This window comes from Streptomyces sp. NPDC056734, from assembly GCF_042790455.1.
In the GTDB taxonomy this organism is placed as follows: Bacteria; Actinomycetota; Actinomycetes; order Streptomycetales; family Streptomycetaceae; genus Streptomyces.
Genome location: NZ_JBHTZD010000006.1, coordinates 281,185 through 307,733, shown reverse-complemented (window position 1 = coordinate 307,733; position 26,549 = coordinate 281,185). Strand labels below are relative to the sequence as shown.

General features: G+C 71.6%; 23 protein-coding genes and 2 CRISPR repeat arrays. Of the genes, 9 read left to right on the top strand and 14 right to left on the bottom strand.

From position 1 onward, the window contains the following. Positions 1 to 271: 271 nt before the first annotated feature. On the bottom strand, positions 272 to 2,119 hold the full coding sequence (locus ACFRFC_RS11695) for a prolyl oligopeptidase family serine peptidase (RefSeq protein ID WP_382680883.1): 1,848 nt from the start codon (positions 2,117 to 2,119) through the stop codon (positions 272 to 274). 161 nt (positions 2,120 to 2,280) lie between these two features. Here ACFRFC_RS11695 and ACFRFC_RS11690 point away from each other — a divergent pair, with 161 nt between their 5' ends. Continuing rightward, on the top strand, positions 2,281 to 3,168 hold the full coding sequence (locus tag ACFRFC_RS11690) for an SURF1 family protein (protein ID WP_382680882.1): 888 nt from the start codon (positions 2,281 to 2,283) through the stop codon (positions 3,166 to 3,168). 55 nt (positions 3,169 to 3,223) lie between these two features. On the opposite strand, the gene ACFRFC_RS11685 is transcribed toward ACFRFC_RS11690, so the two are convergent. The 7 genes from ACFRFC_RS11685 to ACFRFC_RS11655 form a co-directional block, all read right to left on the bottom strand. Then, positions 3,224 to 4,282 carry a hypothetical protein gene (locus ACFRFC_RS11685; protein WP_382680881.1) on the bottom strand — a complete coding sequence of 353 codons (1,059 nt, stop codon included), beginning with the start codon at positions 4,280 to 4,282 and terminating at the stop codon, positions 3,224 to 3,226. 164 nt (positions 4,283 to 4,446) lie between these two features. Beyond that, positions 4,447 to 5,121: a SigE family RNA polymerase sigma factor gene (locus ACFRFC_RS11680; protein WP_382680880.1), complete on the bottom strand. Its 675-nt coding sequence runs from the start codon at positions 5,119 to 5,121 to the stop codon at positions 4,447 to 4,449. A 503-nt stretch (positions 5,122 to 5,624) separates the two neighbouring features. Next, positions 5,625 to 6,686 (bottom strand): aspartate-semialdehyde dehydrogenase, encoded by a 1,062-nt coding sequence (locus tag ACFRFC_RS11675; RefSeq protein ID WP_382680879.1) that lies wholly within the window; start codon positions 6,684 to 6,686, stop codon positions 5,625 to 5,627. After that, positions 6,683 to 7,960 (bottom strand): aspartate kinase, encoded by a 1,278-nt coding sequence (locus tag ACFRFC_RS11670; protein WP_382680878.1) that lies wholly within the window; start codon positions 7,958 to 7,960, stop codon positions 6,683 to 6,685. Before ACFRFC_RS11670 ends, ACFRFC_RS11675 begins: the two co-directional genes overlap by 4 nt. A gap of 344 nt (positions 7,961 to 8,304) precedes the next feature. Then, positions 8,305 to 8,967 (bottom strand): DUF5063 domain-containing protein, encoded by a 663-nt coding sequence (locus ACFRFC_RS11665; RefSeq protein WP_382680877.1) that lies wholly within the window; start codon positions 8,965 to 8,967, stop codon positions 8,305 to 8,307. Then, the gene (gene recR, locus ACFRFC_RS11660) at positions 8,960 to 9,559 is read right to left on the bottom strand and encodes a recombination mediator RecR (protein WP_382680876.1); all 600 of its coding nucleotides are present in this window, start codon (positions 9,557 to 9,559) and stop codon (positions 8,960 to 8,962) included. The genes ACFRFC_RS11665 and recR overlap by 8 nt, the downstream gene beginning before the upstream one ends. A 101-nt stretch (positions 9,560 to 9,660) precedes the next feature. Further along, entirely contained in the window at positions 9,661 to 10,011 is a 351-nt protein-coding gene (locus tag ACFRFC_RS11655) for a YbaB/EbfC family nucleoid-associated protein (RefSeq protein WP_382680875.1), read from the bottom strand. 243 nt (positions 10,012 to 10,254) lie between these two features. On the opposite strand from ACFRFC_RS11655, the gene ACFRFC_RS11650 reads away from it, so the two are divergent. Then, positions 10,255 to 11,016, top strand: a complete 762-nt coding sequence (locus tag ACFRFC_RS11650; protein ID WP_382680874.1) for an SLATT domain-containing protein — start codon at positions 10,255 to 10,257, stop codon at positions 11,014 to 11,016. Positions 11,017 to 11,536: 520 nt separating this feature from the next. Here ACFRFC_RS11650 and ACFRFC_RS11645 read toward each other — a convergent pair. From ACFRFC_RS11645 to ACFRFC_RS11625, 5 genes are all read right to left on the bottom strand, one after another. Next, a complete protein-coding gene (locus tag ACFRFC_RS11645) occupies positions 11,537 to 12,997 on the bottom strand; it encodes a M28 family metallopeptidase (protein ID WP_382680873.1) in 1,461 nt (486 codons plus the stop codon). A gap of 74 nt (positions 12,998 to 13,071) precedes the next feature. Further along, the gene (locus ACFRFC_RS11640) at positions 13,072 to 14,640 is read right to left on the bottom strand and encodes a PstS family phosphate ABC transporter substrate-binding protein (RefSeq protein ID WP_382680872.1); all 1,569 of its coding nucleotides are present in this window, start codon (positions 14,638 to 14,640) and stop codon (positions 13,072 to 13,074) included. Positions 14,641 to 14,793: 153 nt separating this feature from the next. Then, complete coding sequence (locus tag ACFRFC_RS11635) at positions 14,794 to 16,686, bottom strand: protein kinase (protein WP_382680871.1); 1,893 nt, start codon at positions 16,684 to 16,686, stop codon at positions 14,794 to 14,796. A 1,248-nt stretch (positions 16,687 to 17,934) separates the two neighbouring features. Beyond that, positions 17,935 to 18,573, bottom strand: a complete 639-nt coding sequence (locus tag ACFRFC_RS11630) for an HAD family hydrolase (protein WP_382680870.1) — start codon at positions 18,571 to 18,573, stop codon at positions 17,935 to 17,937. Positions 18,574 to 18,835: 262 nt separating this feature from the next. Further along, positions 18,836 to 19,169: direct repeats of the CRISPR family, unit length 29 nt; unit sequence GGGACCACCCCCGCGTGCGCGGGGACCAC. 324 nt (positions 19,170 to 19,493) lie between these two features. Next, complete coding sequence (locus ACFRFC_RS11625; RefSeq protein ID WP_382680869.1) at positions 19,494 to 19,889, bottom strand: hypothetical protein; 396 nt, start codon at positions 19,887 to 19,889, stop codon at positions 19,494 to 19,496. Between the two features lie 120 nt (positions 19,890 to 20,009). Between ACFRFC_RS11625 and ACFRFC_RS11620 the strand changes: the two genes are divergently transcribed. From ACFRFC_RS11620 to ACFRFC_RS11610, 3 genes are all read left to right on the top strand, one after another. Continuing rightward, a complete protein-coding gene (locus ACFRFC_RS11620; RefSeq protein ID WP_382680868.1) occupies positions 20,010 to 20,486 on the top strand; it encodes an NUDIX domain-containing protein in 477 nt (158 codons plus the stop codon). A 168-nt stretch (positions 20,487 to 20,654) separates the two neighbouring features. Then, complete coding sequence (locus ACFRFC_RS11615; RefSeq protein ID WP_382680867.1) at positions 20,655 to 20,828, top strand: hypothetical protein; 174 nt, start codon at positions 20,655 to 20,657, stop codon at positions 20,826 to 20,828. Further along, positions 20,828 to 21,025 (top strand): hypothetical protein, encoded by a 198-nt coding sequence (locus ACFRFC_RS11610; RefSeq protein WP_382680866.1) that lies wholly within the window; start codon positions 20,828 to 20,830, stop codon positions 21,023 to 21,025. Before ACFRFC_RS11615 ends, ACFRFC_RS11610 begins: the two co-directional genes overlap by 1 nt. 124 nt (positions 21,026 to 21,149) lie before the next feature. Here the strand turns inward: ACFRFC_RS11610 and ACFRFC_RS11605 are convergent, their stop codons facing one another. Continuing rightward, complete coding sequence (locus ACFRFC_RS11605; protein WP_382680865.1) at positions 21,150 to 21,641, bottom strand: hypothetical protein; 492 nt, start codon at positions 21,639 to 21,641, stop codon at positions 21,150 to 21,152. Positions 21,642 to 21,758: 117 nt separating this feature from the next. Here ACFRFC_RS11605 and ACFRFC_RS11600 point away from each other — a divergent pair, with 117 nt between their 5' ends. From ACFRFC_RS11600 to ACFRFC_RS11585, 4 genes are all read left to right on the top strand, one after another. Further along, positions 21,759 to 21,920 carry a hypothetical protein gene (locus ACFRFC_RS11600; RefSeq protein ID WP_382680864.1) on the top strand — a complete coding sequence of 54 codons (162 nt, stop codon included), beginning with the start codon at positions 21,759 to 21,761 and terminating at the stop codon, positions 21,918 to 21,920. Positions 21,921 to 22,311: 391 nt separating this feature from the next. Continuing rightward, positions 22,312 to 23,622: direct repeats of the CRISPR family, unit length 28 nt; unit sequence GTCGGCCCCGCGCATGCGGGGGTGGTCC. A gap of 26 nt (positions 23,623 to 23,648) precedes the next feature. Continuing rightward, positions 23,649 to 24,869 (top strand): helix-turn-helix domain-containing protein, encoded by a 1,221-nt coding sequence (locus ACFRFC_RS11595; RefSeq protein WP_382680863.1) that lies wholly within the window; start codon positions 23,649 to 23,651, stop codon positions 24,867 to 24,869. 158 nt (positions 24,870 to 25,027) lie between these two features. Then, positions 25,028 to 25,366, top strand: a complete 339-nt coding sequence (locus tag ACFRFC_RS11590) for a hypothetical protein (RefSeq protein WP_382680862.1) — start codon at positions 25,028 to 25,030, stop codon at positions 25,364 to 25,366. Between the two features lie 493 nt (positions 25,367 to 25,859). Further along, positions 25,860 to 26,159 carry a hypothetical protein gene (locus tag ACFRFC_RS11585; RefSeq protein WP_382680860.1) on the top strand — a complete coding sequence of 100 codons (300 nt, stop codon included), beginning with the start codon at positions 25,860 to 25,862 and terminating at the stop codon, positions 26,157 to 26,159. Positions 26,160 to 26,549 lie beyond the last annotated feature (390 nt).

Genomic DNA, 26,549 nt, shown 5'->3' with positions numbered 1-26,549 from the left:
CCTGCCCCCACCGCCCTCCGGACCGAGCCGACCCCTCGCGCGCCCCGGACCGAGCCGACCCACAGGGTCCACCGCCGCCCCTCGGGCCGAGCCGACCCCGCCGAGCCCCCCACACCGAGCCAACCCGCAGAGCCCCCCGCCATCCTCCGGCCCGAGCCGACCCGCAGCCCCCGCCACCCCCGGTCCAGGCGGACGGACCCCCCAGGGTGAAGGCGGACGGACCCCAGGGTGACCCTGTCCGGACAACAGGAGCCCCCTCAAGCCCCCGGCGTCAGCCGACCGTCACCGCGTCCGGTACCCCCTCCAGGTGGCGGCGGACGAAGTCCAGCTCCAGGCGGACCTGCTTGATCCGCTCGTCCACCACCAGCGAGCCGTGCCCCGCGTCGTAGCGGTACACCTCGTGGGTGGCGCCCCTGGCCTCCAGGCGCTTGACGTAGTTGTCGATCTGGCGGATCGGGCAGCGCGGGTCGTTGACCCCCGCCGAGATGTAGACCGGGGCCTTGACCTCCTCCACGTAGGTGAGCGGGGAGGACGCCTCGAAGCGGTCCGGGACCTCCTCGGGGGTGCCGCCCAGCAGCGTGCGGTCCATGGCCTTGAGGGCTTCCATCTCGTCGTAGTACGCCGTGACGTAGTCCGCGACCGGGACCGCCGCGATCCCCAGCGTCCAGGACTGCGGCTGGGTGCCCAGGCCGAGCAGGGTGAGATAGCCGCCCCACGAGCCGCCGGTGAGGATCAGCCGGGTCGGGTCGGCCAGACCGGAGGTCACCGCCCATTCCCGCACCGCCTCGATGTCCTCCAGCTCGATCAGGCCCACCCGGTGCTTCAGGGCGTCCGTCCAGGCGCGGCCGTAGCCCGTGGAACCCCGGTAGTTGACCCGGATCACCGCGTAGCCGTGGTCCAGCCAGGCCGCCGGGCCCGCCGCGAAGGCGTCGCTGTCGTGCCAGGTCGGGCCGCCGTGGATCTCGAAGACCGTGGGCAGCGGGCCGCTCGCCCCCGGCGGCTTCTGCACCAGCGCGTGGATCCGGCCCCCCGGACCGTCCACCCACACGTCCTCCACCGGCACCGAACCCGGCGACTTCATCCCGGGCGGGTCCAGGACCACCTCGCCCGTCGTGGACCGCACCGCCGGCGGCTGGGCGGCCGACGACCACAGGTACTCCACCGAGCCGTCGGGGCGGGCCGTCGCACCCGACACCGTGCCCGGCGGGGTCGGTACGCGCTCCAGCGCGGCCGAAGCGAGGTCGTAGCGGAACAGCTCGCTGCGGGCTTCGAAACTGTGCACGATCAGCAGACCCGTGCCGTCCGGATACCACTCCGCGCCGACGTCGCCCGGCAGCTCCAGGGAGAGATCGGTCTCCTCGCCCGTCACCACGTCCCACACCAGCGGCTCCCAGCGGCCACGGCGCTGATGCCCGATGAGCAGCCGGGGATCGCCGTCCACCGGGGCGAAGCCCAGCACCTCCAGGCCCAGCTCGATCGTGCCGCCCCCGGTGTCGTCCAGCTCGGCGACCGTGGTGCCGTCGGGGCGCACCACGCGCAGCGCGGAGTGCATCGCGTCGCCGTGCTCGGTGTGCTCGATGGCGATCAGCGAGCCGTCGTGCGCGAGATCGCCGACGCCCGCCGACTCACGGTGGCGGTAGATCAGCACCGGGTCCTGGCCCACCCGCGCCACATGGATGCTCGTCCCCTCCTCGTCCGTGGAACGGCCCACCACCGCCGTACGCCCGTCGCGGCCCAGGGCCAGGCCCGCCGGGTAGGAGGGGTCGAGGCCAGGGGTCGCGGGCTCATCGGGACCGCCCTCGAAGGGCTGGCGGCGCCATACCCCGAACTCGTCGCCGTCCTTGTCGTCGAACCACCAGATCCAGGCGCCGTCCGGGGAGAGCACACCGTCCGTCGTGCCGTTCGGCCGGTCGGTCACCTGGCGCTGGGCGCCGGTCGAACGGTCCCACGCGTACAGCTCGTACGTCCCTGTCGCATTCGAGACGAACAAGGAGCGGTCAGGCGCGTCCTCCGCCCAGTCGGGCAGTGACACCCGCGGCGCCCGAAAGCGCTTCTCCCATTCCGGCATGGACGCACGCTGCTGCTGATCCGGCGAGACGGACCCGTTGCTCTCAGTCATGGCCCCATACTGCCCGTCCGAACCGACATCGCGCGCCCGAGCCCCTCAGCCTGTGGATAACTTTGCCCAACCACTCACCCCCCTCATACCGAAATCGGCCCTCCCGGCCCCGCTCCGACCCCGCTCCGGCCCCCCGGACCCCCGCCCCGTACCGTGGGGGCGTGTACCGGTTTCTGCTGACTCCCCGCTGGTGGGGGATCAACGTCTTCGTACTGCTCGCGATCCCCTTCTGCGTCTTCATGGGGTCCTGGCAGCTGGACCGGTTCGAGGCGCGGATGGACAGTCATCGCGACGCCACCGAACAGGTCACGACCGAGGAAGGCGGCCCGGCCCGGCCGCTGGCGGAGCTGCTGCCCGTGGACAAGGCCACCTCGGGCGAGCAGGCCACGGTCAGCGGGCGCTACGCCGACCAGTTCCTGGTCCCCGACCGCACTCTGGACGACGTCCAGGGCTACTACGTGATGACCCTGCTGCGCACCGACACCGGCCAGGCCCTCCCGGTGGTCCGCGGCTGGCTGCCCGGCACCGCCGACGCCGCGCGGGCGCCCGCCCCGCCGTCCGGCGAGGTCACCGTCACCGGCACGCTCCAGGCGTCCGAGACACCGGGCAGCAACGGCGTCGTCGCCCGGAGCGGACTGCCGCCCGGCCAGACCGGCGCGATCAGCGCGGCCTCGCTGGTCAACCTGGTGCCGTACGACGTCTACGACGCGTGGATCACCCTCGGCGAGGGCGACTCGGGGATGCGCGCGGTGCCCGCGACCGCCGCGGCCGACACCGGGCTCGACCTGAAGGCGTTCCAGAACCTCGGCTACACGGGCGAGTGGTTCGTCTTCGCGGGCTTCGTGGTCTTCATGTGGTTCCGGCTGCTGCGCCGCGAGGTGGACTTCGTACGGGACGCACGGATGGGGCTCGTACCGGAGGACCCGCAGGACCCGCAGGACCCGCAGGACCCGCAGGATCCGGAAGACCCGCAGGACCCGCACGACCCTGACGCCACGCCGGACGCGGAGCGCAAGGACCCGGCCGCCGCCGGTGCCCCGGGCGTCTGACCCACCCGTTCACCCGCCCGTCCACCCGTCCTTCCACCCGTCCTGCCGGGGCCCGCTACGACCCCGCCAGCACCCCGGTCCAGTACACCGTCCCGGCGCACGCGTCCGGCACCACGACCGTCACCGGCGCCGAACCGGCCTCCGGGGTGTACGACACCTGCACGCTGCCGTCGGCCGTGCCCGTCGGCCCGTCCGTGCCGTCCTGCGACATCAGCTGGGTGCCGGTGCCGGTGTCGCCGCCCGTGGACGTACCGGCACTCGCGCCGGGGTCCTCGCTGGGCGACGGGTCGGGGGACGGTCCGCCCGTGCCCCCGTTGGTGCCGCCCTCGACGGGACAGGTCTCGGCGGGCACCCAGGCGAACTTCACCTCGTACGCGGCCCCGGGCAGCAGGGCCAGCTGGCCCGCCTCCAGGGACGGGTCGGGCAGCGCGGCGGCCACATCGCCGGAGGTGTGCTCGGTGACGCCGATCCTGGCCGGGTCGGCGGCGCCCTGGGCGACCGGGGTCAGGGTGCCGGGGCCCTTGACCGTGCAGCTCTCCCCGGAGACATTGCTGACCCGGAAGGTGCCGTACACCGTCCCGCCCGCGTCGGGGACCTCGACGCCCGCGGTGCCGTCGCCGAGCTGGGCCGCGGTGCAGCCGGGCGCGGAGGCCGGGGTGGAGGGCGAGGGTCCGCCCGGGGGGACGCCGGGCGAGGCGCCGGGACTGGCCCCGTCGACCGGGTCGTCCGTCGCGGAGCTGTCCGGCCCCGGTTCCTGGCCGCCGCCGGTCGAGCCGCCCGTCGTACCGGAGCCGCCGTCGGGGCCCTTGCCCTGGGTGGAGCCGCCCTGGGTCTCCTGGCCGAGGCCCGCGATCGAGGGGTTGGCGTCGGGGCCGCCGGAGCTGGAGACATGCAGCAGGGCCGGGACGGCGGTGCCGACGAACAGGGCCGCGGCGGCCATCCCGACGGCGGCCTGCCGTTTACGGGCGCGGCGCGCGGGCACGGCCCGGCGCAGTTCGTCCAGAGTGCCCTCGCGCGGCTCGATGTCCTGCACCACGTGGTGCAGCATCCGGCGCAGCGCCTGCTCGTCCGCGTCGAGCCCGTCGGGGCCCTGGTCGTCCAGGCGGTCGTTCACGGTTCCGTTCGTTCCGTTCCCAGGGTGCGATTGCTTCAGATCGTGCCAGGGTCCCGCCGACGGCTCCCGCGGTGCGCCCTCAGGGGCATCCGTTCCTGCCGCCGGCTCCGGCGGCTTCGGCACATGGAGGTGGCGCCGGTCCCTGGCGTCGTCGTCGGGCTCGCTCATGCGGATGCCTCCATCGCGAGCCGCAGGGCGGCGATACCGCGGGAGCCGTACGCCTTGACCGAGCCCAGCGATATGCCGAGCGACTCGGCGACCTGGGCCTCGGTCATATCGGCGAAGTAGCGCAGCACCAGGACCTCGCGCTGGCGGCGCTGGAGGCCCTTCATGGCCTTGATCAGGGAGTCCCGCTCCAGCTGGTCGTAGGCGCCCTCCTCCGCGCTCGCCATGTCCGGCATCGGCTTGGAGAGCAGCTTCAGGCCGAGGATGCGGCGGCGCAGCGCGGAGCGGGAGAGGTTGACGACGGTCTGGCGCAGATAGGCAAGCGTCTTCTCGGGGTCGCGGACGCGTTTGCGGGCCGAGTGGACGCGGATGAACGCCTCCTGGACGACGTCCTCGCAGGAGGCGGTGTCGTCGAGCAGGAGGGCGGCGAGGCCGAGCAGCGAGCGGTAGTGGGTGCGGTAGGTCTCGGTGAGGTGGTCGACCGTGGTACCGGCGACGACGTCCTCGGTGCCGCCGCGCTGGCCGGGAAGGGGGCTGGGCTGTACCGCGGGCATCGGCGCGATCACCGGCATGCCACCGGGCCCGCCGGCCGCTCCGGGCAGCCGGCGGCGCGGACCGGGCGGGCGCAGCGCGGTGCCGCGCGCAGCCGCTGTGAAGTCGAGTACCTCTGCCACGCCAGTTGGACACGCCTGCCCCCGTGAGGGTTGTACGTGCCGGACGTCACTTTTGCGCCGCTGCGTGCGGCCGGCAGCGTTCTCCCGCCGGACAGCACCGCCGACGGTGCCTCAGTTGACCACATGCGTCCCGCTCTTCCCCTATGTCCCACAACGGAACGGGCGTCCCCACGCCCGCCGCACGGCGTCCCCACGCCGGCTTCCACGCGTCTGCACGCCCGGAAGGGCGACCGCAGAGACGCTCCCCGCCCGGCGCGCGGTTGCGCGGGGTTGGGGGAAATCTTCGGACGCCGTGTGACCCGGTTCAAGTTGTCAGGACCATTACTCGGCTCACACCTGGAACACAGATCCTACAAACTGATCCGCCGGAAACCAGGGGGGCGGTACGCCGTCCAGCAGCGGTTCGCCTTCCGGACCTCGGCAATCAGCCGCCGCGGAGGCCCGTCAGGCGGACCCTGAGGGGGCCATCCGGAGAGCCATCGGGAGGGCCATCGGGAGGGCCATCAGCTGGACCCTCGTTCCTCCGCGGCCACCAGCTCGGCGATCTGCGCGGTGTTCAGGGCCGCGCCCTTGCGCAAGTTGTCCCCGCAGACGAACAACTCCAGCGCGGTCGGGTCGTCCAGCGCCCGGCGCACCCGCCCGACCCAGGTGGGATCGGTGCCGACCGCGTCGGCCGGGGTCGGGAACTCCCCGGCGGCCGGATTGTCCACCAGCACCACACCGGGCGCGGTGGCGAGGATCTCCCGCGCCCCGGCGACGGTGACCTCGCGCTGGAAACGGGCGTGGACGGTGAGCGAGTGCGTGGTGACCACCGGCACCCGCACACAGGTCACGGCGATCGGCAGCCGCGGCAGTCCGAGGATCTTGCGGGACTCGTCCCGCACCTTCATCTCCTCCGACGACCAGCCGTCCTCCCGCAGCGACCCGGCCCACGGTACGACGTTCAGCGCGACCGGCTCCGGGAACGGTCCCGTCCCGTCCCCCACCGCCCGGCGCAGATCGCCCGGCGCGGTCCCCAGCTCCGTACCGGCGACCAGGGAGAGCTGCTTGCGCAGGGTCTCCACCCCGGCCCGCCCGGCCCCGCTGACCGCCTGGTACGAGGAGACCACCAGCTCGCGCAGGCCGAACTCGGCGTGCAGCGCGCCCAGCGCGACGATCATGGAGAGGGTGGTGCAGTTGGGGTTGGCGACGATGCCGCGCGGGCGCATCCGGGCCGCGTGCGGATTGACCTCGGGGACCACCAGCGGGACGTCCGGGTCCATCCGGAAGGCGCCGGAGTTGTCCACGACCACCACGCCCTTGGCGGCGGCGATCGGCGCCCACTGGGCGGACACCTCGTCGGGGACGTCGAACATGGCGATGTCGACGCCGTCGAACGCCTGCTCGCTCAGGGCGATGACCTCGACCTCCTCGCCGCGCACGGCCAGCTTGCGGCCGGCCGAGCGCGGGGAGGCGATCAGTCGGATCTCGCCCCAGATGTCCGCGTGCTGGGACAGGATCTGGAGCATGACCGTGCCGACGGCTCCGGTCGCCCCCACGACCGCGAGCGTCGGTCGGGCGGTCATCGGCCGGTGCCCCCATAGACGACGGCCTCGTCGCTGTCGGAGTCCAGTCCGAAGGCGCTGTGCACCGCGCGGACGGCCTCCGGCACATCGTCGGCCCGGGTGACCACCGAGATGCGGATCTCGGATGTCGAGATCAGCTCGATGTTCACGCCCGCGTCGGACAGCGCGGTGAAGAAGTCGGCGGTGACCCCGGGGTTGGTCTTCATCCCGGCGCCGACCAGCGAGATCTTGCCGATCTGGTCGTCGTAGCGCAGCGAGTCGTAGCCGATGACCGGCTTGGCCTTCTCCAGCGCGTCGAGGGCGCTGCGGCCCTCGCTCTTGGGCAGTGTGAAGGAGATGTCCGTCAGACCGGTGGAGGCCGCGGACACGTTCTGCACGATCATGTCGATGTTGATCTCGGCATCCGAGATGGTGCGGAAGATCGAGGCGGCCTCGCCCGGCTTGTCCGGCACACCGACGACGGTGATCTTGGCCTCCGAGGTGTCGTGCGCGACACCGGAGATGATGGCCTGCTCCACCTTCTGGTCCCCTTGATCGATCGGCTCGCTGCTGACCCAGGTGCCCTGCCGTCCGCTGAAGCTGGACCGGACATGGATCGGGATGTTGTAGCGGCGGGCGTACTCCACACAGCGGTGGAGCAGCACCTTGGAGCCGGACGAGGCCAGCTCCAGCATGTCCTCGAAGGAGATCCAGTCGATCTTCTTCGCCTTCTTCACCACCCGCGGGTCGGCGGTGAACACGCCGTCCACGTCGGTGTAGATCTCGCAGACCTCGGCGTCCAGCGCGGCGGCGAGCGCCACGGCCGTGGTGTCGGACCCGCCGCGCCCGAGCGTGGTGATGTCCTTCTTGTCCTGGCTGACGCCCTGGAACCCGGCGACGATGGCGATGTTGCCCTCGTCCAGCGCGGTGCGGATCCGTCCCGGGGTGACGTCGATGATGCGGGCTTTGTTGTGGACCGAGTCGGTGATGACCCCTGCCTGGCTGCCCGTGAACGACTGGGCCTTGCGGCCCAGGTTTTTGATCGCCATGGCCAGCAGCGCCATGGAGATCCGCTCTCCGGCCGTCAGCAGCATGTCGAGCTCACGCCCGGCAGGCATCGGGGAAACCTGCTCGGCGAGATCGATCAGCTCGTCCGTCGTGTCGCCCATCGCCGAGACGACGACCACCACCTGGTGGCCGTTCTTCACTGTCTCGACGATCCGCTTGGCGACGCGCTTGATGCCCTCGGCATCGGCTACGGAGGAGCCTCCGTACTTCTGCACGACAAGGCCCACGTGCGCTCCTCGCTCAGTCCGTTGTGTCGGCTCAGTCTAACGAGCGGCCGAAAACGACCTTCCGGATATCGCATGGTGAGATACGCCGTCCGGCCCTGTCGCCCGCCCGTTCCGGAAGGCACATGCCCGCAGCTCACGGCCGTCACTCGGAAAAGTGCCGGGCATCACAGAGACCACTCGCGACGCGGGCGGTCACATGACCGGGCCGCTGCCGCTTGGCCTGCCGGGTGTCACATGGCCGAACGGCTGTCACGTGGCCGGACGGCCGCCGCTCGACCGGACGGCCGTCACTTGCCCGGACAGCCGCCACTTGCCCGAACGGCCGTCACTTGGCCGAACGGCCGTCACTTGGCCGAGCGCAGTCCCAGGGGGCCCGCGATCTCCTCCGCCATCACCTGGCCCGCCTCGAACTCCAGGGTCTCGTCGCCCATCAGCGGCTCGTCGGTGTCCAGGCCGTCCAGTTCCTTGAGCGGCTGGTCGAGGCGGATGTGCGCGAGCACCGAGTGCAGGGCGCGCAGGGTGGCGGACGCGGTGGAGCCCCAGTTGGAGAAGTACGAGAACTGCCACCACCACAGCGCCTCGCTGATCCGGCCGGCCCGGTAGTGGGCCATGCCGTGCCGCAGATCGGTGATGACATCGGCGAGATCGTCGGAGATCCGGGCCGGGACCGGGGCGGTGCGCGGTTCGTAGGGGTCGAAGACCTCCGAGTAGACGTCGACCGGCTCCAGCAGCCGGGCGAGGTTCTCGCGCAGATGGTCCACATCGGGCTCGGGGCCCAGGTCGGGCTCGTAGCGCTCGTCCGGGACGATGTCCTCGTGTGCGCCGAGCCGGCCGCCCGCCAGCATCAGCTGGGAGACCTCCAGCAGCAGGAACGGGACCGCCGAGTTCGGCTCGTCGCCCTTGGCGACCTCGGTGACGGCGACCAGGAAGCTCTCCATCTGGTCCGCGATCTGCACCGCGAAGTCGTCGGGGTCCTGGGCCGTGGCGTGCAGCGTGGCGTCAGACATCTAGGAGTCGTCTCCCCTCGAAGGCGCGGCCGAGGGTCACCTCGTCCGCGTATTCCAGGTCGCCACCCACCGGGAGGCCGCTGGCCAGGCGGGTGACCTTGAGGCCCATGGGCTTGATCATGCGAGCGAGGTACGTCGCCGTCGCCTCGCCCTCCAGATTCGGATCGGTGGCCAGGATCAGCTCGGTGACCGAACCGTCGGCCAACCGCGCGAGAAGTTCCCGTATCCGCAGATCGTCGGGTCCGACGCCCTCGATCGGGCTGATCGCGCCGCCCAGCACGTGGTACCGGCCGCGGAACTCACGGGTGCGCTCGACGGCGACCACGTCCTTGGGCTCCTCCACCACACAGATGACGGAGGGGTCGCGCCGGGTGTCCCGGCAGATCCCGCACCGCTCCTCCTGGGCGACATTGCCGCAGACCGCGCAGAACCGGACCTTCGCCTTGACCTCCATCAGGGCCTGCGCGAGCCGCCGTACGTCGGCCGGCTCGGCCTGGAGGATGTGGAAGGCGATCCGCTGCGCGCTCTTGGGACCGACGCCGGGCAGCCGCCCCAGTTCGTCGATGAGGTCCTGGACCACGCCTTCGTACAACGGACTGCCGTCCTTCCTTGGATGCCCTTGGATAACTCCGGAGTGCCTTGGTCAGTGTGTACGGCCCTGTACGTACGTACCGTAGAGGGCCGCCGCCCGCTTTAGAAAGGCAGGCCGGGGATGGCGCCGCCGAGGCCCTGGGCCAGCGGGCCGAGCTTCTGCTGCTGGAGCGCCTGCGCGTTGTCGTTGGCCGCGCGGACCGCCGCCACCACCAGGTCGGCGAGGGTCTCCGCGGTCTCCTCGGCGGACTCCGGGTCCACCGCCCTCGGGTCGATCTTCAGCGCGCGCAGCTCGCCCGCGCCGGTCACCGTCGCCGTCACCAGACCGCCACCGGACTGGCCGTCGACCTCGGTCTCGGCGAGTTCCTGCTGCGCCGCCGCCAGGTCCTGCTGCATCTTCTGCGCCTGCTGCAACAGCTGCTGCATGTTGGGCTGGCCACCACCGGGGATCACGATCGGCTCTCCTTATCGGTACGGGTTTTCCCGTTCGGCACGAGCCTACGTGGTCGGCGCGGCCGTCGCCCCGGCACTCTTTCGAGTGAGTGGACCGTGATTCCTATACCTGATCAAGGCCCACTTCTGGGCAGAAAAGCCGTGAAACCGTCACCTTCGCCACCCATTGGGCGGTAGTAAGGATCCCGGCGCAGCAGCATCAGGAGTCACGCACCGTGATCAGTAGTCAGTAGGGAGTGCCGGGTGGGTCAGCCGGAGATGCAGCCCGAGGGGCCGCCGCAGGACGGGCGGGGCGGCGAGGGGGCGGCCGGGCCGGCCGGGCTGCGGCCGGGCGATCTGACCGGGCGGGCGTTGCCGCCCGGCGACTGGGGGGAGCCCGCCGAGCGGCTGGAGGAGCTGTACCGGTGGGTGGAGCGCGGGGCGCTGCGGACGGCGGCCTGGTACCTCACCGACCGGGTGTGGAAGCGGCGGGGCGCGCGGGCGCTGCGGGCCGGGACGGCGGTGGGGGCGGTCGCCGGGACGGCCGTGCCGCTGCTGGATCTGACCGGGTTGCTGCCCGGGGCGACACCCTTCGGATATCTGGCGCTGCTGCTGGCGGTGGCCTGCGCGGGGGTGGACCGGTGTTTCGGGATGACGTCCGGGTGGATGCGGGACGTGGCCACCGCGCAGGCCGTGCAGCGGCGGTTGCAGGCGCTTCAGTTCGAGTGGGCGTCGGAGGGCGTGCGGGAGGTGCTGGGGCCCACGGAGGGGACGGCGGGGGAGGCGGCGGAGCGGTGCCTGGGGCTGCTGCGGAGGTTCTGCGAGGAGGTGACGGAGCTGGTGCGGGTGGAGACGGGGGACTGGATGGTGGAGTTCCGGACGGGGGCCGCGCCACTGGGGATGCAGGGGGGTGTGCCGGGGCCGTGCCGGGAAGGGGGCGGCTCGGCGGTGGGGCGGATCCCGTCGCCCCCGAGCGGGCCGGCCCGACCGAACATGCCACGGCAGAGGCCGCCGGAGGCGCGGTGAGGTTTCGGCGGTGGGCCGGGGGTGGGGGTGGGGGGCTGCTGGGGGGGGGTGGGTGGCTTCCGGGGGGAGGGCCGGTCGCCTCCGGCGGGGGGCGGGTGGCTTCCAGCGGAGGTCCGGTCCCCTCCAGCGGGGGTGGGTCGCTTCCCGCGGGGGGCGGTCGCTTCCCGCGGAGATCCGGTCGCCTCCAGCGGGGGTGGGTCGCTTCCCGCGGAGATCCGGTCGCCTCCAGCGGGGGGGGCAGGTCGCTTCCCTCGGAGGTCCGGTCGCCTCCAGCTGAGGGCCGGTCGCGTCCGGCGGAGGCAGGTCGCTTCCGCGGGGGCTGGAACGGGCGCAGGGGCAGCGCCCTGCTGCTGACGCCCTGCTTTTAGGGGCGCGGGGAACTGCGCGCCCAGCCCCACACAACCGGCAGCCGACCCACAACCCGCCCCGGACCGCAAAGACGCGGGGCCCGGCCAACGCCCGCCTTTCAGGGGCGCGGGGAACTGCGCGACCAGCCACAACCCACCCGCACCCGAAAGCGTCACACGGACGGCGACGGAAAGGTCACCGGACTCCGCAACCCCGCCTCGTTCACCGCTCTCACCCCGAAGAACACATTGTCCTTGGACAGATCCACCTCATGACGAGTCACGTCACCGACCGGAATGACCTCGCCCCAGTCCGGGGACGTCGTCTCCCGCCAGACGATCTCGTAACCCTTGAGGTCGGGCTCGGACCCCCGGCTCCAGGTCAGCTCGGTCGAGTTGGTGAGGACCGACGTGGTGATCCGGGCGTCACGGGGACTGTCGGGGCCCTGGGCGAGGGTCCAGAGCGTCGCGGCATTGACCCGGGCCACCCGGGCGACGTACGGCCAGTCGCAGAACTCCGGCAGGTCCCCGTACTGCTTGCCGGACTCCTCGCGAACGTCCTGGTGCTGATGGGCGTAATCCTCGGCGGGCTCGGTGAAGCGGGCGGCGGGAAAGCCACGTTCCAGGAACGGGATGTGGTCGCCGCCCCGGCGATAGCGGTCGCGGCGATGGATGACGCGGACGCGCATGCCGGTGGCGTCGTTCTCGGCGACGTCCCGGACGAACCGGGCGAGCTGGCGGGTGGCGGAGTCGTTCTCGCCGCCGACCGAGCGCCGTAGGGCCGCCTCCTCCGGGGTCTCGGAGGACGGCACGCCCTCGGCGAAGAGCCGGACCACGTACGGCTCGCGGGTGCCGTCCTCGGCCGTCGGGCTGCCCACGATGTCATTGGTGAACATGCCCCGCACGTCCGTGCCGTCCGCCTCGAACCGTCCCGCCATGTGCGCGGCCCCGTACAGCCCCTGCTCCTCCCCCGCGACCGCCGCGAACACGATGGTGGCCGCCGGGCGGCGGGTGGCCATCACCCGGGCCAGTTCCAGAACCACGGCCACGCCCGACGCGTCGTCGTCGGCGCCCGGGGCGTCGGAGACGGCGTCCATGGCGTCCGAGACCCGGGAGTCGTAGTGGCCGGAGACCACGTACACCCGCTCCGGGGCGACCGAGCCGCGCAGGGTGGCCACGACGTTGGTGATCCGGGTCGGGGCCGGGACCCGGTTGGCGGGTTCCTGGACGTACGACTGGAGGGCGACGGTCATCCGGCCGCCGGAGCCGGTGGCGTACCGGCGGAGTTCGGCGAGCAGCCAGTCGCGGGCGGCGCCGATGCCGCGCCGCGGGTCGTCCTGGCTGGAGAGGGTGTGCCGGGTCCCGAAGGAGACCAGCTTGCGGACGGTCGTCTCGACGCGGTCGGGGTCGATCTCGCCGAGCAGGGTACGGAGTTCGCGGCTCGGGGGCTGGTGGGTGGGGGGATGGTCGGGGGCTTCGGGGTCAGCGGTGGGGGAGGGAGTGGTGGACGAAGAGGGGGACGGGCTGGGGGCCGATGGGGCCTCCGGGCTCGCCGCGCAGGCGCCGGCCGTGGTCGAGGCGGTCACGGCCGCCGTCGCGGTCGCCGTCAGGAGTGTCCTTCGTGTGGGACCCATGGGCCCATGGTCGAACACGCGGGGGTGGCGAGCAAGAGTCACTCACCGGACTCGCGCCGCACCATCAACTCCCCTCACATGCACAGCTGTTGATCCTCCACCCGGCAGGGCAGATGACCGGCCTTACGGATCTCAGCGCGGATGTCCTCCTCGTTCAGATAGGCGAGGAAGCTCCCGGCGAGCGTGTCGGTGGAGGGGGCCCTGCTCCCGTAGGTGTAGGCGTACTCCACGTCCCGATACGGGTAGTTGCTCTCGCCGCTCTCGATCTCGGCCACGGCGGCGGTGTCGCCGTTCAGCGCCACCGGGCGCACGCCGTCGGCACCGGTGGCGAGGGCGAGTTCGCTGTAGCCGAGGGCGCCGGGGTGGGCGGCGACCTCGCTCAGTACGTCCTCGGTGCTGGCGACCTCGCAGCGGGTGACGGGGCCGTCGTCGATGTCGGCGTCGGTGGTGGGCGGGTCGCAGTCCAGGCCGGTGCTGGGCGCCTGCTCCCACTCGCCGAGCACCCGCTGCTGGAGGATCTGCCGGGTGCCGGAGGTGTCGCCCCGGCTGACCAGGACCACCGGGGTGTTCGGGAACTGCGCCTCGCTGGGGTCGCGGCCGGCGTTCAGCTGGCTCCAGCGGGTGATGTCGCCCGCGTACAGCCGGCGCACCTCGGAGGTGGTCAGGCCCTCGGGTCCCGGGTCGATGCCGGAGTGGACGACGAGGGTGAAGACGGAGAGGGCGATCCGTTCGCCGTACAGGTTCCAGCGGTCGCCCATCGGACCGTCGGAGAAGGCGATCACGGAGCGGGCCGCGTCCGCGTCGCGGTCGCCGAGCGTGTCGAGTTCGGCGACCCCGGCCTCGCTGCCACGTGCCTCGACCCGGATCTCGGCGCCTTCGCAGTCTTCCTCGTACCTACGGGCCAGGGGAGCGATCACCGGCTCGAAGGCGGTCGAGCCGGTCAGCGTCAGCTCGCCGCTCTCGCACGTGGTCGGGGTGGGATCGTCATTGACGATGAGTGCCGACAGGGCGACGACGGACAGGACGAGGAGCCCGGTGAGGATCTGGGCGGGACGGCTGAGCAGCGGGACGGCCTCGTCCACCGGCACGGCCCGGTTGGTGTGCACCTCGCCCTCGTTGACGGCGCCGGTCAGACGGATCTCGGCGCCGACATCGCCGCCGGTCAGCAGCACCAGCAGCTTGTAGTGCTCGTGGCGGTTGAGCGGGACGCGCGGGATGCGCAGCCGGTTTCCCTCGTAGCCGAAGGCGCGTCCCGGGGTGAAGTGGTCCATGAGGTGCTCGGCGCCGACCGGATGGGTGACCGAGACCCCGCGGATGGTGCGGCCGGCGAAGACCGCGGTCAGACCCTCCGGTCCGGCGCTGGTGTAGTCCTCCTGGCCGATGCTCTGCGAGCCGTCGTTCTCGATCCGCAGCAGCACCAGGGTGGCGCCCGCCATGTCGGGGCCCTCGTCGAACAGGCCGAGGCGGACATTGGCCCGGCCCGAGCGCACCTCGTCGCCGATCGGGCTGTCCATCTGGACCCGGTAGCCGATCCGCTTGCGGCGCGGCACCCGGCGTTCGAACCAGAGGAGGACGACCGAGGCGATGACGCCGATCGCCGCCGTCGCCACCGCGACGATGTTCTCTTCCTTGAGCAGATCCACGTGGCGCCCCCGCCCACTACCGCTTCCCGAGCCCGGAATGTGGGGTCACCGTACGTCTTTTCGAACAGCCCGGCAGGGGCCGGACGGGGCGTTCGCCATCCGTTCAACTGCCGCTTGCGCCTCGGGAGTTCGGCCGTGATCCGGGGGTGACCCTCACTCCCTGGTGTAGGTCAGTGACTCCCCCGACACGGTGTTGTCGCGGCGCAGCGTGCCGTCCGGGAGGAGGGTGACCTCGGTGGCCTCGCCGGGGGTGCAGGAGGTGGCCGGCTCGCCGGTCGTCACGGTGGACGGGCCGATCCGCAGCGGGCCGTCGGTGCCGGGCTCCTCGGCCAGGGCCGCCGCGAACTCGCAGTGATAGGTGCCGCTGCCCGCCGGGCCCTCGGCCACCAGCGAGAGCACGGTGTCGCCGACCTCGCCCTGCCGGATGGTCAGCCGACGGGTGTTCACGCCGTCCGCGTTGTCGACGGTGGTGGTCCAGGTGCCGAGGTAGGCGGCGGGAACCGCCCCGTCCGAGGAAGCGGAGGACGACGGGGACGGCTGCGGCGAGGTGCCGGTGGCGACGGGCGCGGTGGCCGCGGGCACCTGAGTACCCCCGCCCCCACCACTCGCATCATCCTCACCGCCGCTCATCAGCGCGTACACCGAGCCGCCCGCCCCGACGGCGACCACCAGCGCCACGGCGATCAGCGCGGCGGTGGCCCGCCCGTTGCGGCGCGGCGGTTCGTCGGGGTCACCGGGGTGGGGAAGGTGCGGTATCGGGGGCGGTCCCTGGGGCGGGGTGGAGCCGTAGGGCTGGTACGAGGGGTACGGGGATCCGGGCCCGGCCGGGGTCTGCCAGCCGGAGGGCTGCTGGGGATGGTCGTACCGGGACTGGGGCTGCTGGGGATGCCCGTGCGGCTGGGGCGGGGCGCCGTACGCCGGGTGGGCGGGCGGCAGCGGACGTACCGTCCCTGGGGTCGTGACCGCCGTCGGCCGATGGTCCGGGTGGGCGCCCGTGCCCGGGTCCTCGACGGCGGGGGCGTGCTCGGGGGACGTGCCGGCCCCTTCGGCACCGCCCGACCCCTGTCGTCCCTGGGGTCCCTGGGGTCCCTGGGGTCCCTGAGGTCCCTGAGGTCCCTGAGGTCCCTGAGGGTCCTCCGTCTCCAGCAGCCGCACCGCGTGCCGCCCGAGTTGCGCGACCAGCGCGCCCGGCAGCCAGGGGTCGCGGGAACGGCCGTCGGCGACGGTGTCCTCGGCGCCGGTGCGATCAAGGATGTCGTCGAGGGACGGACGGGCTGCCGGCCCCTTCCGCAGACAGTCACGGACCAGATCGGCGATGCCCTCGGGGACACCGGTGAGGTCCGGTTCCTCCTGGGCGATACGGAACATCAGGGCGTGCGCCCCGCTGTCGGCGCCGCCGAAGGGGAGGTTGCCGGTGGCCGCGTAGGCCAGCACGGAGCCGAGGCAGAAGATGTCGCAGGCCGGGGTGACCCCTTCGCCGCGCACCTGCTCGGGGGCCATGAAGCCGGGCGAGCCGACCAGCGCGCCGGTGCGGGTGACGCCGCCGTCGGTGACCGTTTCGAGCGCCCGCGCGATGCCGAAGTCGATGACGCGGGGGCCGTCGATGGTGACCAGCACGTTGGACGGCTTGAGATCCCGGTGGACCATCCCGGCGGCGTGGATGTCCTTCAGCGCGTGCGCGAGCCCGGCGGCGAGAATCCGCACCGACCGCTCGGGCAACGCCCCGTGCTCCCGCCCGACGACCTGCTGAAGACTGGGTCCGGCGACATACCCGGTGGCCACCCAGGGCACGGCGGCCTCGGTGTCGGCGTCCAGCACGGGCGCGGTCCAGTGGCCGCCGACCCGCCGCGCGGCCTGTACTTCCTGCCGGAAACGGGCCCGGAACTCGTCCTGCGCGGCCAGTTCCGCACGGACGACCTTGACGGCGACGGTCCGGCCGCGCTCCGAACGCGCGAGATACACCTGGCCCATCCCGCCGGCCCCGAGCCGCCCCAGGAGCCGGTAGCCGCCGATCCGCTGTGGTTCCCCCGGCCCGAGCATCTCCATCGACCGTGCCGCTCCCTCAACCGAACCATGCGCCGCGTGCTTTCCGGCGCGTGTGCACTCCTGTGCGATGGCCAGAGAACTCTACCGACCACCCACGGCCGAAAACCAACGGGTCCCGGCGTCCATGAAATCCCGGACAGCGTCCGAAAGTCGACCCCGGGACACATCACGCCCGCCTCGGACCACATCACGCACAGGCAACCCCGCAATCGCCAGTCGCACACACCCACACGGATGCCCTCTCGGGGCCGGGCAGACGACACCAGAGCGCGGTCCCGGCCCGGTGACCCCAGGTCGGCCGGGACCGCGGGCGCCAGCGGCGCGGCGCGCTCCGAGCACTCCTAGACTGGCGTGGGCCGCCACGAACGACAACGAGCGGGGGGCTGGACGTAGTTGTGCGTACTCGCCATCCATTGACCCATCCTGACCTGGGCCTCGGTCCGATCCCGCTGAATGAAGACGGGGCTTCTCCCGGATAGAGGTGCAGGTCGGGAAGGGTCGGCCCCGCGCATGCGGGGGTGTTCCCTTGCCGCTGAGGGTGACCGGCTGCCCGGCCGTGTCCGGCCCCGCGCATGCGGGGGTGTTCCGGTGGAGGTCGACCTCGCAGACCCGAACCCGTGGTCGGCCCCGCGCATGCGGGGGTGTTCCGGCGCGCTTGTGGGTTTCCGAGATCGGCTCGTCGTTGGCCGCGCGCACGCGGGGGTGTTCCATTTGCACAAGGGAGGATGCACGACCAAGGGCGATCAGTCACCTCGCCCGGATGGCTCAGCGTTGCAGGTTCGCAGCAGCTCGGCGAGCAGATCAGGGAGCGTCGGGGTGATCTGCGTGTAGCGCGCAGCCAACCGCCATCCCTCGGCCGCCTCGACTGCCTCATGCAGTGCGGGGGGCGGTTGTACTGGTCCGTCCTTGGGCAGGACGTCTGCGGCGATGGAGGCCGGCAGCGACGGCAGGGCGTGGCGCACCCGGGTCCTCGGCGTCCCGATCCGACAACCGCTCGCTCGGGTCCACTCCGAGCGCGTCGGCAATCGCGTGCAGGGTGTTGGCATGGGGACGCGTTCGCCGCGCTCGATCTTGCGGATCGTGCCGAGCGCGACCCAGGCCGTATCCAAGAGTCGGCGCTGCGTCATCTGCAGGGCGGCTGACGCTGCGGTAGTACGCGATCCGCTCGCCGACCCGACGTGCAGACATGCTGACCCCTTCGTCCGTTCCGGACCACTGGATCGGCGGGACGGGACCCTCCGTAGAGGGTCAGCGGGAGACGATGTCCGTCAGTTCGCCGAGGCTGTTGAAGCGGTAGTCGGCCTCCGCCGCCGCGGGGGTATCGGCCCAGAGATGACCCCAGGGTCCGCGCCGTAGGTGGGCCGTTTGCAGTCCTGCGGCCTTGGCGGGCCCGATGTCGTTGGCGGGGTGGTCGCCGACGTACAAGGCTGTCGCCGCGTCTATATCTGCTGCGGCCAGCAGCCGTTCGAAGAAGTCCGGGGCAGGCTTCGCCGCGCCCAGTTCGCCGGAGGCGACGATGAGGTCGGCGGGGAGGTCCAGCCCGCGGAGGAGTTCAGCCGCCCGGATGGTCTGGTTGCCCGCGATGATGACGCGCGCGCCGAGGCCGCGCAGGGCGGTGAGAGCCGGGCGGACGTCGTCGTACAGGTCGCTCTCATCGAGGTGCTCGCCGCGGCCCGCCGCCTCCCGGGCGGCGTACTCGGCTGCGATGTCGATACCGGGCCGGAGCAGACGCAGCGCCTCGGCGTTGTCGTGGCCTTGGGCGACAACGGCTCCCACAAGCGCGGAGACGGTGTGGCGCGGGATGCCGAGCCAGTCGGCCCAGGTCGCCCAGTAGCGGTCGTCCCGCGTGATCGTCTCGCCGACGTCGAAGATCACAGCGCGAATCATGCGGCGAGCGTACCGGGCGGGCTGCGGCGAAGCGCCTCCTTGCGAGGCCCGCGTGGGGGCTGTGCAGCCAGCCGTCAGTCCGGCTGATCAGTCCCGGTCGGCGCTGGCCGTTGTGACCGAGAGTGCTTCGTGAGGGATGGCGCTCAGGTAGAGCGCCGCCGCCGTGATCGGATCGGGTACGTTGCGCGCGCCTCGTGCAGCACCGGCAGACCAGTCACCACCGCATAGTCGTCCGCCTCGTCGAGGACCTCGTCCACAGCGAGAGAACACCCCCGCGTGCGCGGGGACCACAACGCCGGGACCGGAACCGGGAGCGTCCCCGCGGGACCACCCCCGCGTGCGCGGGGACCACTGCTCTTGCCAGTCGGCGAGCACGAACCGGGTGGGACCACCCCCGCGTGCGCGGGGACCACCTCCTCCCGCCGTGCGCGGAGGAACCTTTCCGGGGACCACCCCCGCGTGCGCGGGGACCACTTGGCGAAGCTGACTCCGTCCGCCCGGGACACGGGACCACCCTCGCGTGCGCGGGGACCACGCCGCCGGTACCGCCGCCGCGACCGTGGGCCTGGGACCACCCTCGCGTGCGCGGGGACCACAGGAGTCGGCCTGGGGCGTTGTCAGTGCTGGGTAGGGATTTTACCCACTTTGCCAAACTCCGACATAACAGGAATTCCGGGCAATTCACTCTCGTTCATTCTCGCTGCCGCAACACCCCACCTCTCCACTGACTGGTCTCATTCTTATGGAGGCGGGCGATGGACATCGTGGTCTTTCGAGCGTCAGGCGTGTTCCTCGCGGGAGAAGGTGCAGACCCATTTCAGTTGGCGGCGGTGTTGGCCGGCATGGCCCCCGGCCACGGTCGCGGTGCGGTACCGCTCGGCCCTCGATGGTTCGCGATCCGCCATCGGCCGATCCTGTCGCTATCCGAAGGGGTTGCCGCCTTGCGCTTGAATTCCGGTGGTGGCTGCGGCGAGGTAGGCGGCGTATGTCTCCCGCTGGTTCCACGTGAACAGCACGGTGCGGGAGTTGTTCGCGATGGCCTTCTCCGCTTGTGCGGTGGTGATGACGAGTTGCCCCCGATCCTGCTCGGTGGCGAGTTGCACGTACCCATTGACGAGCCGGGTGGGTTCCTTGGAGAGCACCTTGATGACGTCGCGGAGCGGAATCACGGAATCCTTGGCGCCGGTCATCTTGCCCATGATCTTGCGCTTGATCTCGGCTCGGTCCGTGCGCAGGGTCACGCTTGCGACGTAGCCCTTGAAGACGCTCGGTCCGGGCTGGGGCGCGGGGGCGTCCTTCGAGAGGTCGTGTGCCATCGGGTCAGTGTGGCGGTTGGGTGATCGACATGTGCGGGAAACGCCGTAGATCGCGTTTGAGATGTCGGTCAACGCAGTAGTCCTTGATCGGCATTTCGAGTGCCGCGTAGCGTCAGGACGATGGAAGCGACGTACCGGCCCGCAGTCCGGGTCATCTGCTTGGACTCCGCCCATCGCCTGCTTCTTCTGCGCTGGCGTGATCCGTTCGACGGGACATGCCTCTGGGAGCCTCCCGGTGGCGGAATTGAGCTGGGCGAGTCGCCGCTGGTGACGGCACGACGCGAGTTGACCGAGGAGACCGGGCTCGACCCGGCCGCGGTGCTGGACCGGTCTGTGCCGGTCGAGCGTGATGTGCGGTGGAACGGCAGGCGGTACGCCGGGACGGAGCACTTCTACCTCGCGCAATTCGCCGACGAGCGACCAGCGCTCGTGCGGACCGGCCTGCTCCCCGAGGAGCAGGTCAGCCTGGACACACACGTGTGGATAGCGTGGTCGGATCTGGGCTCGCTCCCCGACCCGGTTGAACCGCCGCAGTTGCCGGCCGTGCTCGGTGCCCTCGTGCCAGACGGTCCGTGGTGTGATCGTGATCGTGCATGACCGGCGGTCACAGAGTCACAGCGCCTGCCGTACGAGGGTGAGGTGGACGGTGGCCTTCTAGCGGACAGTGCGTCCGTGCTCGCGTGTCGCGACGCCGCGAGCCTGTTGGAGGGGGCCGATCCGGCATTCGCGCTCAGCTCCCCTCGATCGCGGGTGCCAGAAACCTTGATGACGCCAGGAAGCGGCTGTGCGAAGGCACTCAAGGGGTGGGGTGTCGTCGACCCGCGCAAGCGGGGATGTTCCGCAGGTGTGCATGAACTCGCCGCCGTCGGCGTCGTCGGCCCCGCGCACGCGGGGGTGTTCCGGCTGTGGGTCGGGCTCCTGTGGTCCCCTGCGCAGTGATGGTCTCTGTCGGGCGCACCGGGTGCGAGGAGGTCGGATTCGAGTGGCAGGCCGGGCAGCCTGCGCTCCTGGTGCAGCGCGGTGACCGGAGCGACGAGCAGCTCGCCGACCACGAGCAGCGGCTCGGCGTGCTGGAGCGGAGCCGTTGGGCGGGGAGGCCGTCACCGCGCTCACAGCCGTTGGCGCGCTGGGCCTGACCAGCCTGACCGTGTGGCAGGCACTCGCGCGCTGAACCACCACGCCCCTTACGCAGCCCCCACGCGGGCCGTGCAAGGGGGTGCTCCGTCATGCCGGTTCTCGCCGTAGCGCAGTCGAATGCCTCTACCCAGCGCGGCCTCGCACCGCGCCCCGAGGCCACACAACGTCGACGAGTACGCCGACGTCCCGCGCTTCCAGAACGGTGTCGGCGGTACCACCGCCCTTGCCGCTCGGGGGCGTGCCGTCCCAGATGGCAACGAGACGCTCGGCCCGCTGGAGCAGCGCCCGGTTGGCGTCGGCGTAGGCGCCCCGGTTCGCGGTCTCGTGCGGGAGCACGAGCGTCTCGTCGGCTGCGGCGGTGAGGCGGTCGAAGGTTTCAACGTGGCCGGGCTTGACCTTGGTCTGCCGGTAGTCCTGTGAGGGGATGACGGCCACCAGGCGCCCGCCGAGTTCCAGCACAACGTCCGCGAACAGCGAGTCGGCCCCCTTCGCGATGCACGAGATCCCGGTGAGCCCGCCGGCGTAAGGCTTGAGCACTTCGCGCAGCGCGTCACGCACCAGGAGGACGCTGGCGTCGGTGAGATCCATATGCCCCGTCACGGCGATCGTGGTCATGAAACTCCTCAGCTGGAGAGCACTTCACGAATTCGGCTCCGCACGTCGCCGACCGTACGTGATGCCGACCGGCCTACCGAGTGCGGGTAGACCTGGCCGATCCGATTTCGTACGCGGGTGGACCTGGCGAACGTCGATGCGTCGATGCGTCGACAGGCCGAATTCTCAGAGATCGGACGCGTCGAGAGGTGGACTACTCGCGAGGCCGAGCGCCCCGATAACCAGGGCCTGACGGTGTTCTTGTACAACACCGCCCGCCTGTTCATCAGCAAGTTCTGACCCGCCCTCGTCAGCCGTTCCCGGTCCGGGCCGGCCAGCCGCCACTAGCCTGCGCGCCTCACGCGCGGCCCAATCGCCACGCGGTCGGGAAACACGCCCCGCCACCAACGGCCACGGCAGATTCACCAGCCCACTGGCCTTCTCCCATTGCACCCCAAGAAGACCATCGCGACTACTCCCCGACTCAACGCCGTCCCACGGTCACGCCCACCCGCTCCATTCGGTTCAGTAAGGTGACTGGGAAACCCAGAGACAGCAACGGACATCGAGCGGAAGACTGGGCATAGTTGTGCCCACTCGCCATCCATTGACGCATCCTGACCGGGACCTCAGCCCGATCCCACTGAATGAAAACAGGGCTCCTCCCGGATAGAGATGCAGGTCAGAAAGTGTCGGCCCCGCGCATGCGGGGGTGTTCCCCTCGTTCGTGGCCGCCAAGGGGGAGCTGTGACGTCGGCCCCGCGCATGCGGGGGTGTTCCCGCACCAGCCATCTGATCGCCCATGCGTTGGGTGTCGGCCCCGCGCATGCGGGGGTGTTCCCCGGTGCCTCAGACCGAGGCGGATCCGGTCCCGGTCGGCCCCGCGCATGCGGGGGTGTTCCGGCCGTTCCAGAGTTCGGCCGGGGCGTCGCCTTGTCGGCCCCGCGCATGCGGGGGTGTTCCGTTCTGGGTGAGGTCAGTTCAGTGGGGTGCTGAGTCGGCCCCGCGCATGCGGGGGTGGTCCCCGGGCAGGCGGCTGGCGCCACCCCGTCTACGGGTCGGCCCCGCGCATGCGGGGGTGGTCCCTGGCCATCCTCCACGGCCTGATCGCCACCCTGGTCGGCCCCGCGCATGCGGGGGTGGTCCGGCGATGGCTTCCGCCTGGTCGTCGGTGTAGAGGTCGGCCCCGCGCATGCGAGGGTGGTCCGGGCCAGCGGGCGCCCCGGATCGCGGACTTCATGTCGGCCCCGCGCATGCGGGGGTGGTCCCGCGGGGGGGGAGCACCCTCTCGCGCTGACAGGTAGTCGGCCCCGCGCATGCGGGGGTGGTCCGGGGAGCCGGACAGCCCGGTCCCCACCCAGGAGGTCGGCCCCGCGCATGCGGGGGTGGTCCCACGGTCTGGTGTCGCTGGTCCCGCTCCGAGGCGTCGGCCCCGCGCACGCGGGGGTGGTCCCCGGAGCTACTACCAGGAGATCGAGTCCGGGCCGTCGGCCCCGCGCACGCTGGGGTGGTCCTGGATCACCGATAGCCTGTGGCCCCACCAGATCGTCGGCCCCGCGCACGCGGGGGTGTTCCCCGCGCTCCAGACTCTTGCCGCCGTCGCCGCGGGCCACCCCCGCGCACGCGGGGGTGGCCCTATGCGCATCCTGAACAATCAGGGCAACAACGTGTCGGCCCCGCGTATGCGGGGGTTTTCCTGAGCGAGACACTCTTCTCCCGCATCGTGGGTCGTCGGCCCTGCGTACACGGGGGTGTTCCGGGCGCTCGTCGTCGTGGAAAGTTACGGTGGTTGTCGGCCCCGCTCACACGGGGGTGTTCCGTTCGACCACTACGGCCTGGCGGAGCCGCTCCGGTCGGCCCCGCGCACACGGGGGTGTTCCCTATCAAGGAGAGCAGCATGTCGACCACCTACTGTCGGCCCCGCGCACGCTGGGGTGTTCCGGTCGGGCAGGGCACGGGTGCGGGTTCCCTCGCTTCGGCCCCGCGCACGCGGGGGTGTTCCTGGACATCCACCTGGCGGGGGTGACCATGCAGTACGAGGACGAGATGAGCATCGGTGACCGGATCGGTCGGCTGCGAGCCCGACGCAAACTCACGCAGGAGCAGTTGGCAGAGCGCTCGGGCGTGTCCGTGGACACCGTGCGGAAGCTGGAGCAGAACAGGCGGTTGACGGCTCGGCTGTCCACCCTCAACCGGCTTGCCCGCGCGCTCGACGTAGAGACGTCCGCGCTGGTCGGTCAGCCCACCACCTTCGAGGCAAACAGTGAGGGAGACGCCCCGTCGGTTCTCGCGCTGCGGCAGGCGGTTTCCCCGATCGGTGACCTCCTCGGTGAGGAGCCCGACGCCGAGGACCCGCCCACCATGGGGGCGCTGCGCGCCTCCCTCGATTCCACGGAGCGCATCCGCCGCGAGGGCCGCATGGGCGAGATCGGGGCTCTCCTGCCCCAGCTCATCCGTGACGCGAAGGCAGTCGCCCACGCCTACAACGGGGCCTCGCAGGCGGCGGCGTACGCGGTGCTCGCTGAGGCGTATCAAGTCGCTGCCACCACGCTCACCGCGCTGGGCAAGGAGGATGCCGCGTACACCGCGATAGAACGCGGGACGGACGCCGCCCGACGCTCCGACGACCCCCATCTGGAGGCCATCGGCGCATCCACCCTGGCCTGGATCTTCACACGGCAGGGGAGGCTGGAGGACGCCGAGCGGGTCGCCCTGAGCTACGCCGACCGGATCGAGCCCGGTTTCCGCTCCCCGCCGCTCGAACTGTCCCTGTGGGGCATCCTCTTGCTGCGCGCGGCCACGGCCACCGTGCGGCAGGGGGAAGGCAAGTACGACCGCGTCGACGAGTTGCTGCGGATGGCGACGGGCGCTGCGGCCAGCATCGGCACCGACCGGCTCGACTACGCGACCCCTTTCGGCCCCACCAACACGGGAGTGGCCAAGGTCAACTTCCTGGTCGAGATGGAAAGGAGCCAGGACGCAATCACCGCAGCCCGTACGGTGCCGGGCATCGCGTCTCTTCCTCCTACCTGGCGGGCCCGCTTCCACGTCGACCGCGCTTTGGCGTACTCCGACCTTGAGCGTGACGAGCAAGCCACCAAGGCGCTCCTGAAAGCCGAGCAGGACGCCCCGGAGTGGATGCGCTACCACGGGACCGCACGCCGTGTCGTCGCAGAGCTGCGCGACCGCGAGCGGCGGCGCACCTCACCCGTGACCGAACTCGCCGACCGGCTCCGCCTGGACGGGTAGGACGTAGCGCCCTACCTGCGTGTGAGAGTGGTGCGCAGCGTCCCTGTCACGCCGCTGCGCCCAGTTCTACGGTGCGTCCACTGAACGGCGGTGTCGGCCGAACTTCCCCCACCGGGGTTCCGGTCCGGTACCGCTTCGTATCGCATCGAGGGACGCCCATGAGCAGCGCTGTCCACGACATCCCGGCCGAGGCATTCGGCCTCCTCCTCCCACCAGTCGACGCGTTGACCGACGCGCAGACGCGCGGCGCCGTCTGTGTCTGGGACGCCACCGAGACACCGCTGGCCAGCGAGTCCGCCGTCGATCTCGGCGAGCGCCAGGACGAGGGCGGTGGCCACTGGTTCCCGCGCGCTTGCCGCACCCACACCGGACGGCAGGCGTACCGGGCGCTGCTGGACCACGCCCCCCTGTGCGTGCAGTGCACCGGCGACGCCGCCAGTTGCCCCACCGGCATCGGCCTGCGCCGCCTGATGAGGGACGGACGGCAGCTCGTATGAGGACTCAGGGATACCCCGAGCGGACTCCGATCTTGGGGTTGCCCCTGCGGCCCCCGGTGCCGCCCGCCGGGTGCGAGCGGTGCGACGGCTGGGCGCGCGAGCGCGTGAAGGCGGCCGCCGAGGGGGACGGGTCCGGGGTGTCGGACAGGAATGTCCTCATCCGACGCCACCACGCGCCGCCCACCGGCAGCCGGGGGAAGCCATGACCGGCACCGGACAGGACCGCCGCCCCCGCCACGGGCGGGATGGGGCGGTGACGCGGTGAACGTCGGCACCTGGCCCCCACCCGGCACCTCCCGCATGACCATCGAGATGTACCGGGTCGGCCCGGACGGTCAGCGCACCGGCCCCACCGTACGACGCACCTACCGGCCCACTCCGGGCCCCCTCGCCACTGTCTCCCACCGCTGGCCACCGTGCCACTGCCCCCGCCGGACCGGCCAGGAACCACGGACCGACGTTCCCGGCCTCTCTGGGCAGGAGGCGTGAGGCGATGTCCCCGACCGAGCCTCCCCGACGGTGGGTCTGCGGCGCGGTGAGCAGGATGCCGGTGGACCTCGTGGCGCTCATGCCGGCCCGCATCCCGGACACCGCCGACCCCCGCCTCTGGATACGCACCTCGCTGCGCTGCCTCCTGGAGGAACACCCGACCGGCGCCCACCGTGACGTGCCGTGGGCGCTGGACAACCCGACCCGAGGCGAGGAATGGGCGGACGGATGCCTCGCTGAACGGGTACTCGTCCTGCCGGACTGCGACACCAGCACCGGCGCGTCGCGATCCGAGCACTCCTAGACTGGCGCGGCCCGCACCGAAACGACAACGAGCGGCGGACTGGACATAGTTGTGCATACTCGCCATCCATTGACGCATCCCGACCGGGGCCTCAGTCCGATCCCACTGAATGAAAACGGGGCTTCTCCCGGATAGAAGTGCAGGTCAGAAAGTGTCGGCCCCGCGCACGCGGGGGTGGTCCCGGCGGGTCCTCGATGCCGAGCCGCTTCGCCAGGTCGGCCCCGCGCACGCGGGGGTGGTCCGTTGTTCTCCACGACGATGGCGTCTGCTTGTCGGTCGGCCCCGCGCACGCGGGGGTGGTCCCCTCTATCAGGCGAGGTTGGAGTTCGACACGAGGTCGGCCCCGCGCACGCGGGGGTGGTCCCCTCTATCAGGCGAGGTTGGAGTTCG

Excerpts from the sequence above, each read along its gene's own strand:
- ACFRFC_RS11695 (WP_382680883.1), bottom strand. The coding sequence starts at position 2,119 with ATGACTGAGAGCAACGGGTCCGTCTCGCCGGATCAGCAGCAGCGTGCG.
- ACFRFC_RS11675 (WP_382680879.1), bottom strand. The coding sequence starts at position 6,686 with ATGACCGCCCGACCGACGCTCGCGGTCGTGGGGGCGACCGGAGCCGTC.
- ACFRFC_RS11665 (WP_382680877.1), bottom strand. The coding sequence starts at position 8,967 with ATGTCTGACGCCACGCTGCACGCCACGGCCCAGGACCCCGACGACTTC.
- ACFRFC_RS11645 (WP_382680873.1), bottom strand. The coding sequence starts at position 12,997 with ATGGGTCCCACACGAAGGACACTCCTGACGGCGACCGCGACGGCGGCC.
- ACFRFC_RS11635 (WP_382680871.1), bottom strand. The coding sequence starts at position 16,686 with ATGGAGATGCTCGGGCCGGGGGAACCACAGCGGATCGGCGGCTACCGG.
- ACFRFC_RS11630 (WP_382680870.1), bottom strand. The coding sequence starts at position 18,573 with ATGATTCGCGCTGTGATCTTCGACGTCGGCGAGACGATCACGCGGGAC.
- ACFRFC_RS11625 (WP_382680869.1), bottom strand. The coding sequence starts at position 19,889 with ATGGCACACGACCTCTCGAAGGACGCCCCCGCGCCCCAGCCCGGACCG.
- ACFRFC_RS11620 (WP_382680868.1), top strand. The coding sequence starts at position 20,010 with ATGGAAGCGACGTACCGGCCCGCAGTCCGGGTCATCTGCTTGGACTCC.
- ACFRFC_RS11615 (WP_382680867.1), top strand. The coding sequence starts at position 20,655 with ATGACGCCAGGAAGCGGCTGTGCGAAGGCACTCAAGGGGTGGGGTGTC.
- ACFRFC_RS11610 (WP_382680866.1), top strand. The coding sequence starts at position 20,828 with ATGGTCTCTGTCGGGCGCACCGGGTGCGAGGAGGTCGGATTCGAGTGG.
- ACFRFC_RS11605 (WP_382680865.1), bottom strand. The coding sequence starts at position 21,641 with ATGACCACGATCGCCGTGACGGGGCATATGGATCTCACCGACGCCAGC.
- ACFRFC_RS11595 (WP_382680863.1), top strand. The coding sequence starts at position 23,649 with ATGCAGTACGAGGACGAGATGAGCATCGGTGACCGGATCGGTCGGCTG.
- ACFRFC_RS11590 (WP_382680862.1), top strand. The coding sequence starts at position 25,028 with ATGAGCAGCGCTGTCCACGACATCCCGGCCGAGGCATTCGGCCTCCTC.
- ACFRFC_RS11585 (WP_382680860.1), top strand. The coding sequence starts at position 25,860 with ATGTCCCCGACCGAGCCTCCCCGACGGTGGGTCTGCGGCGCGGTGAGC.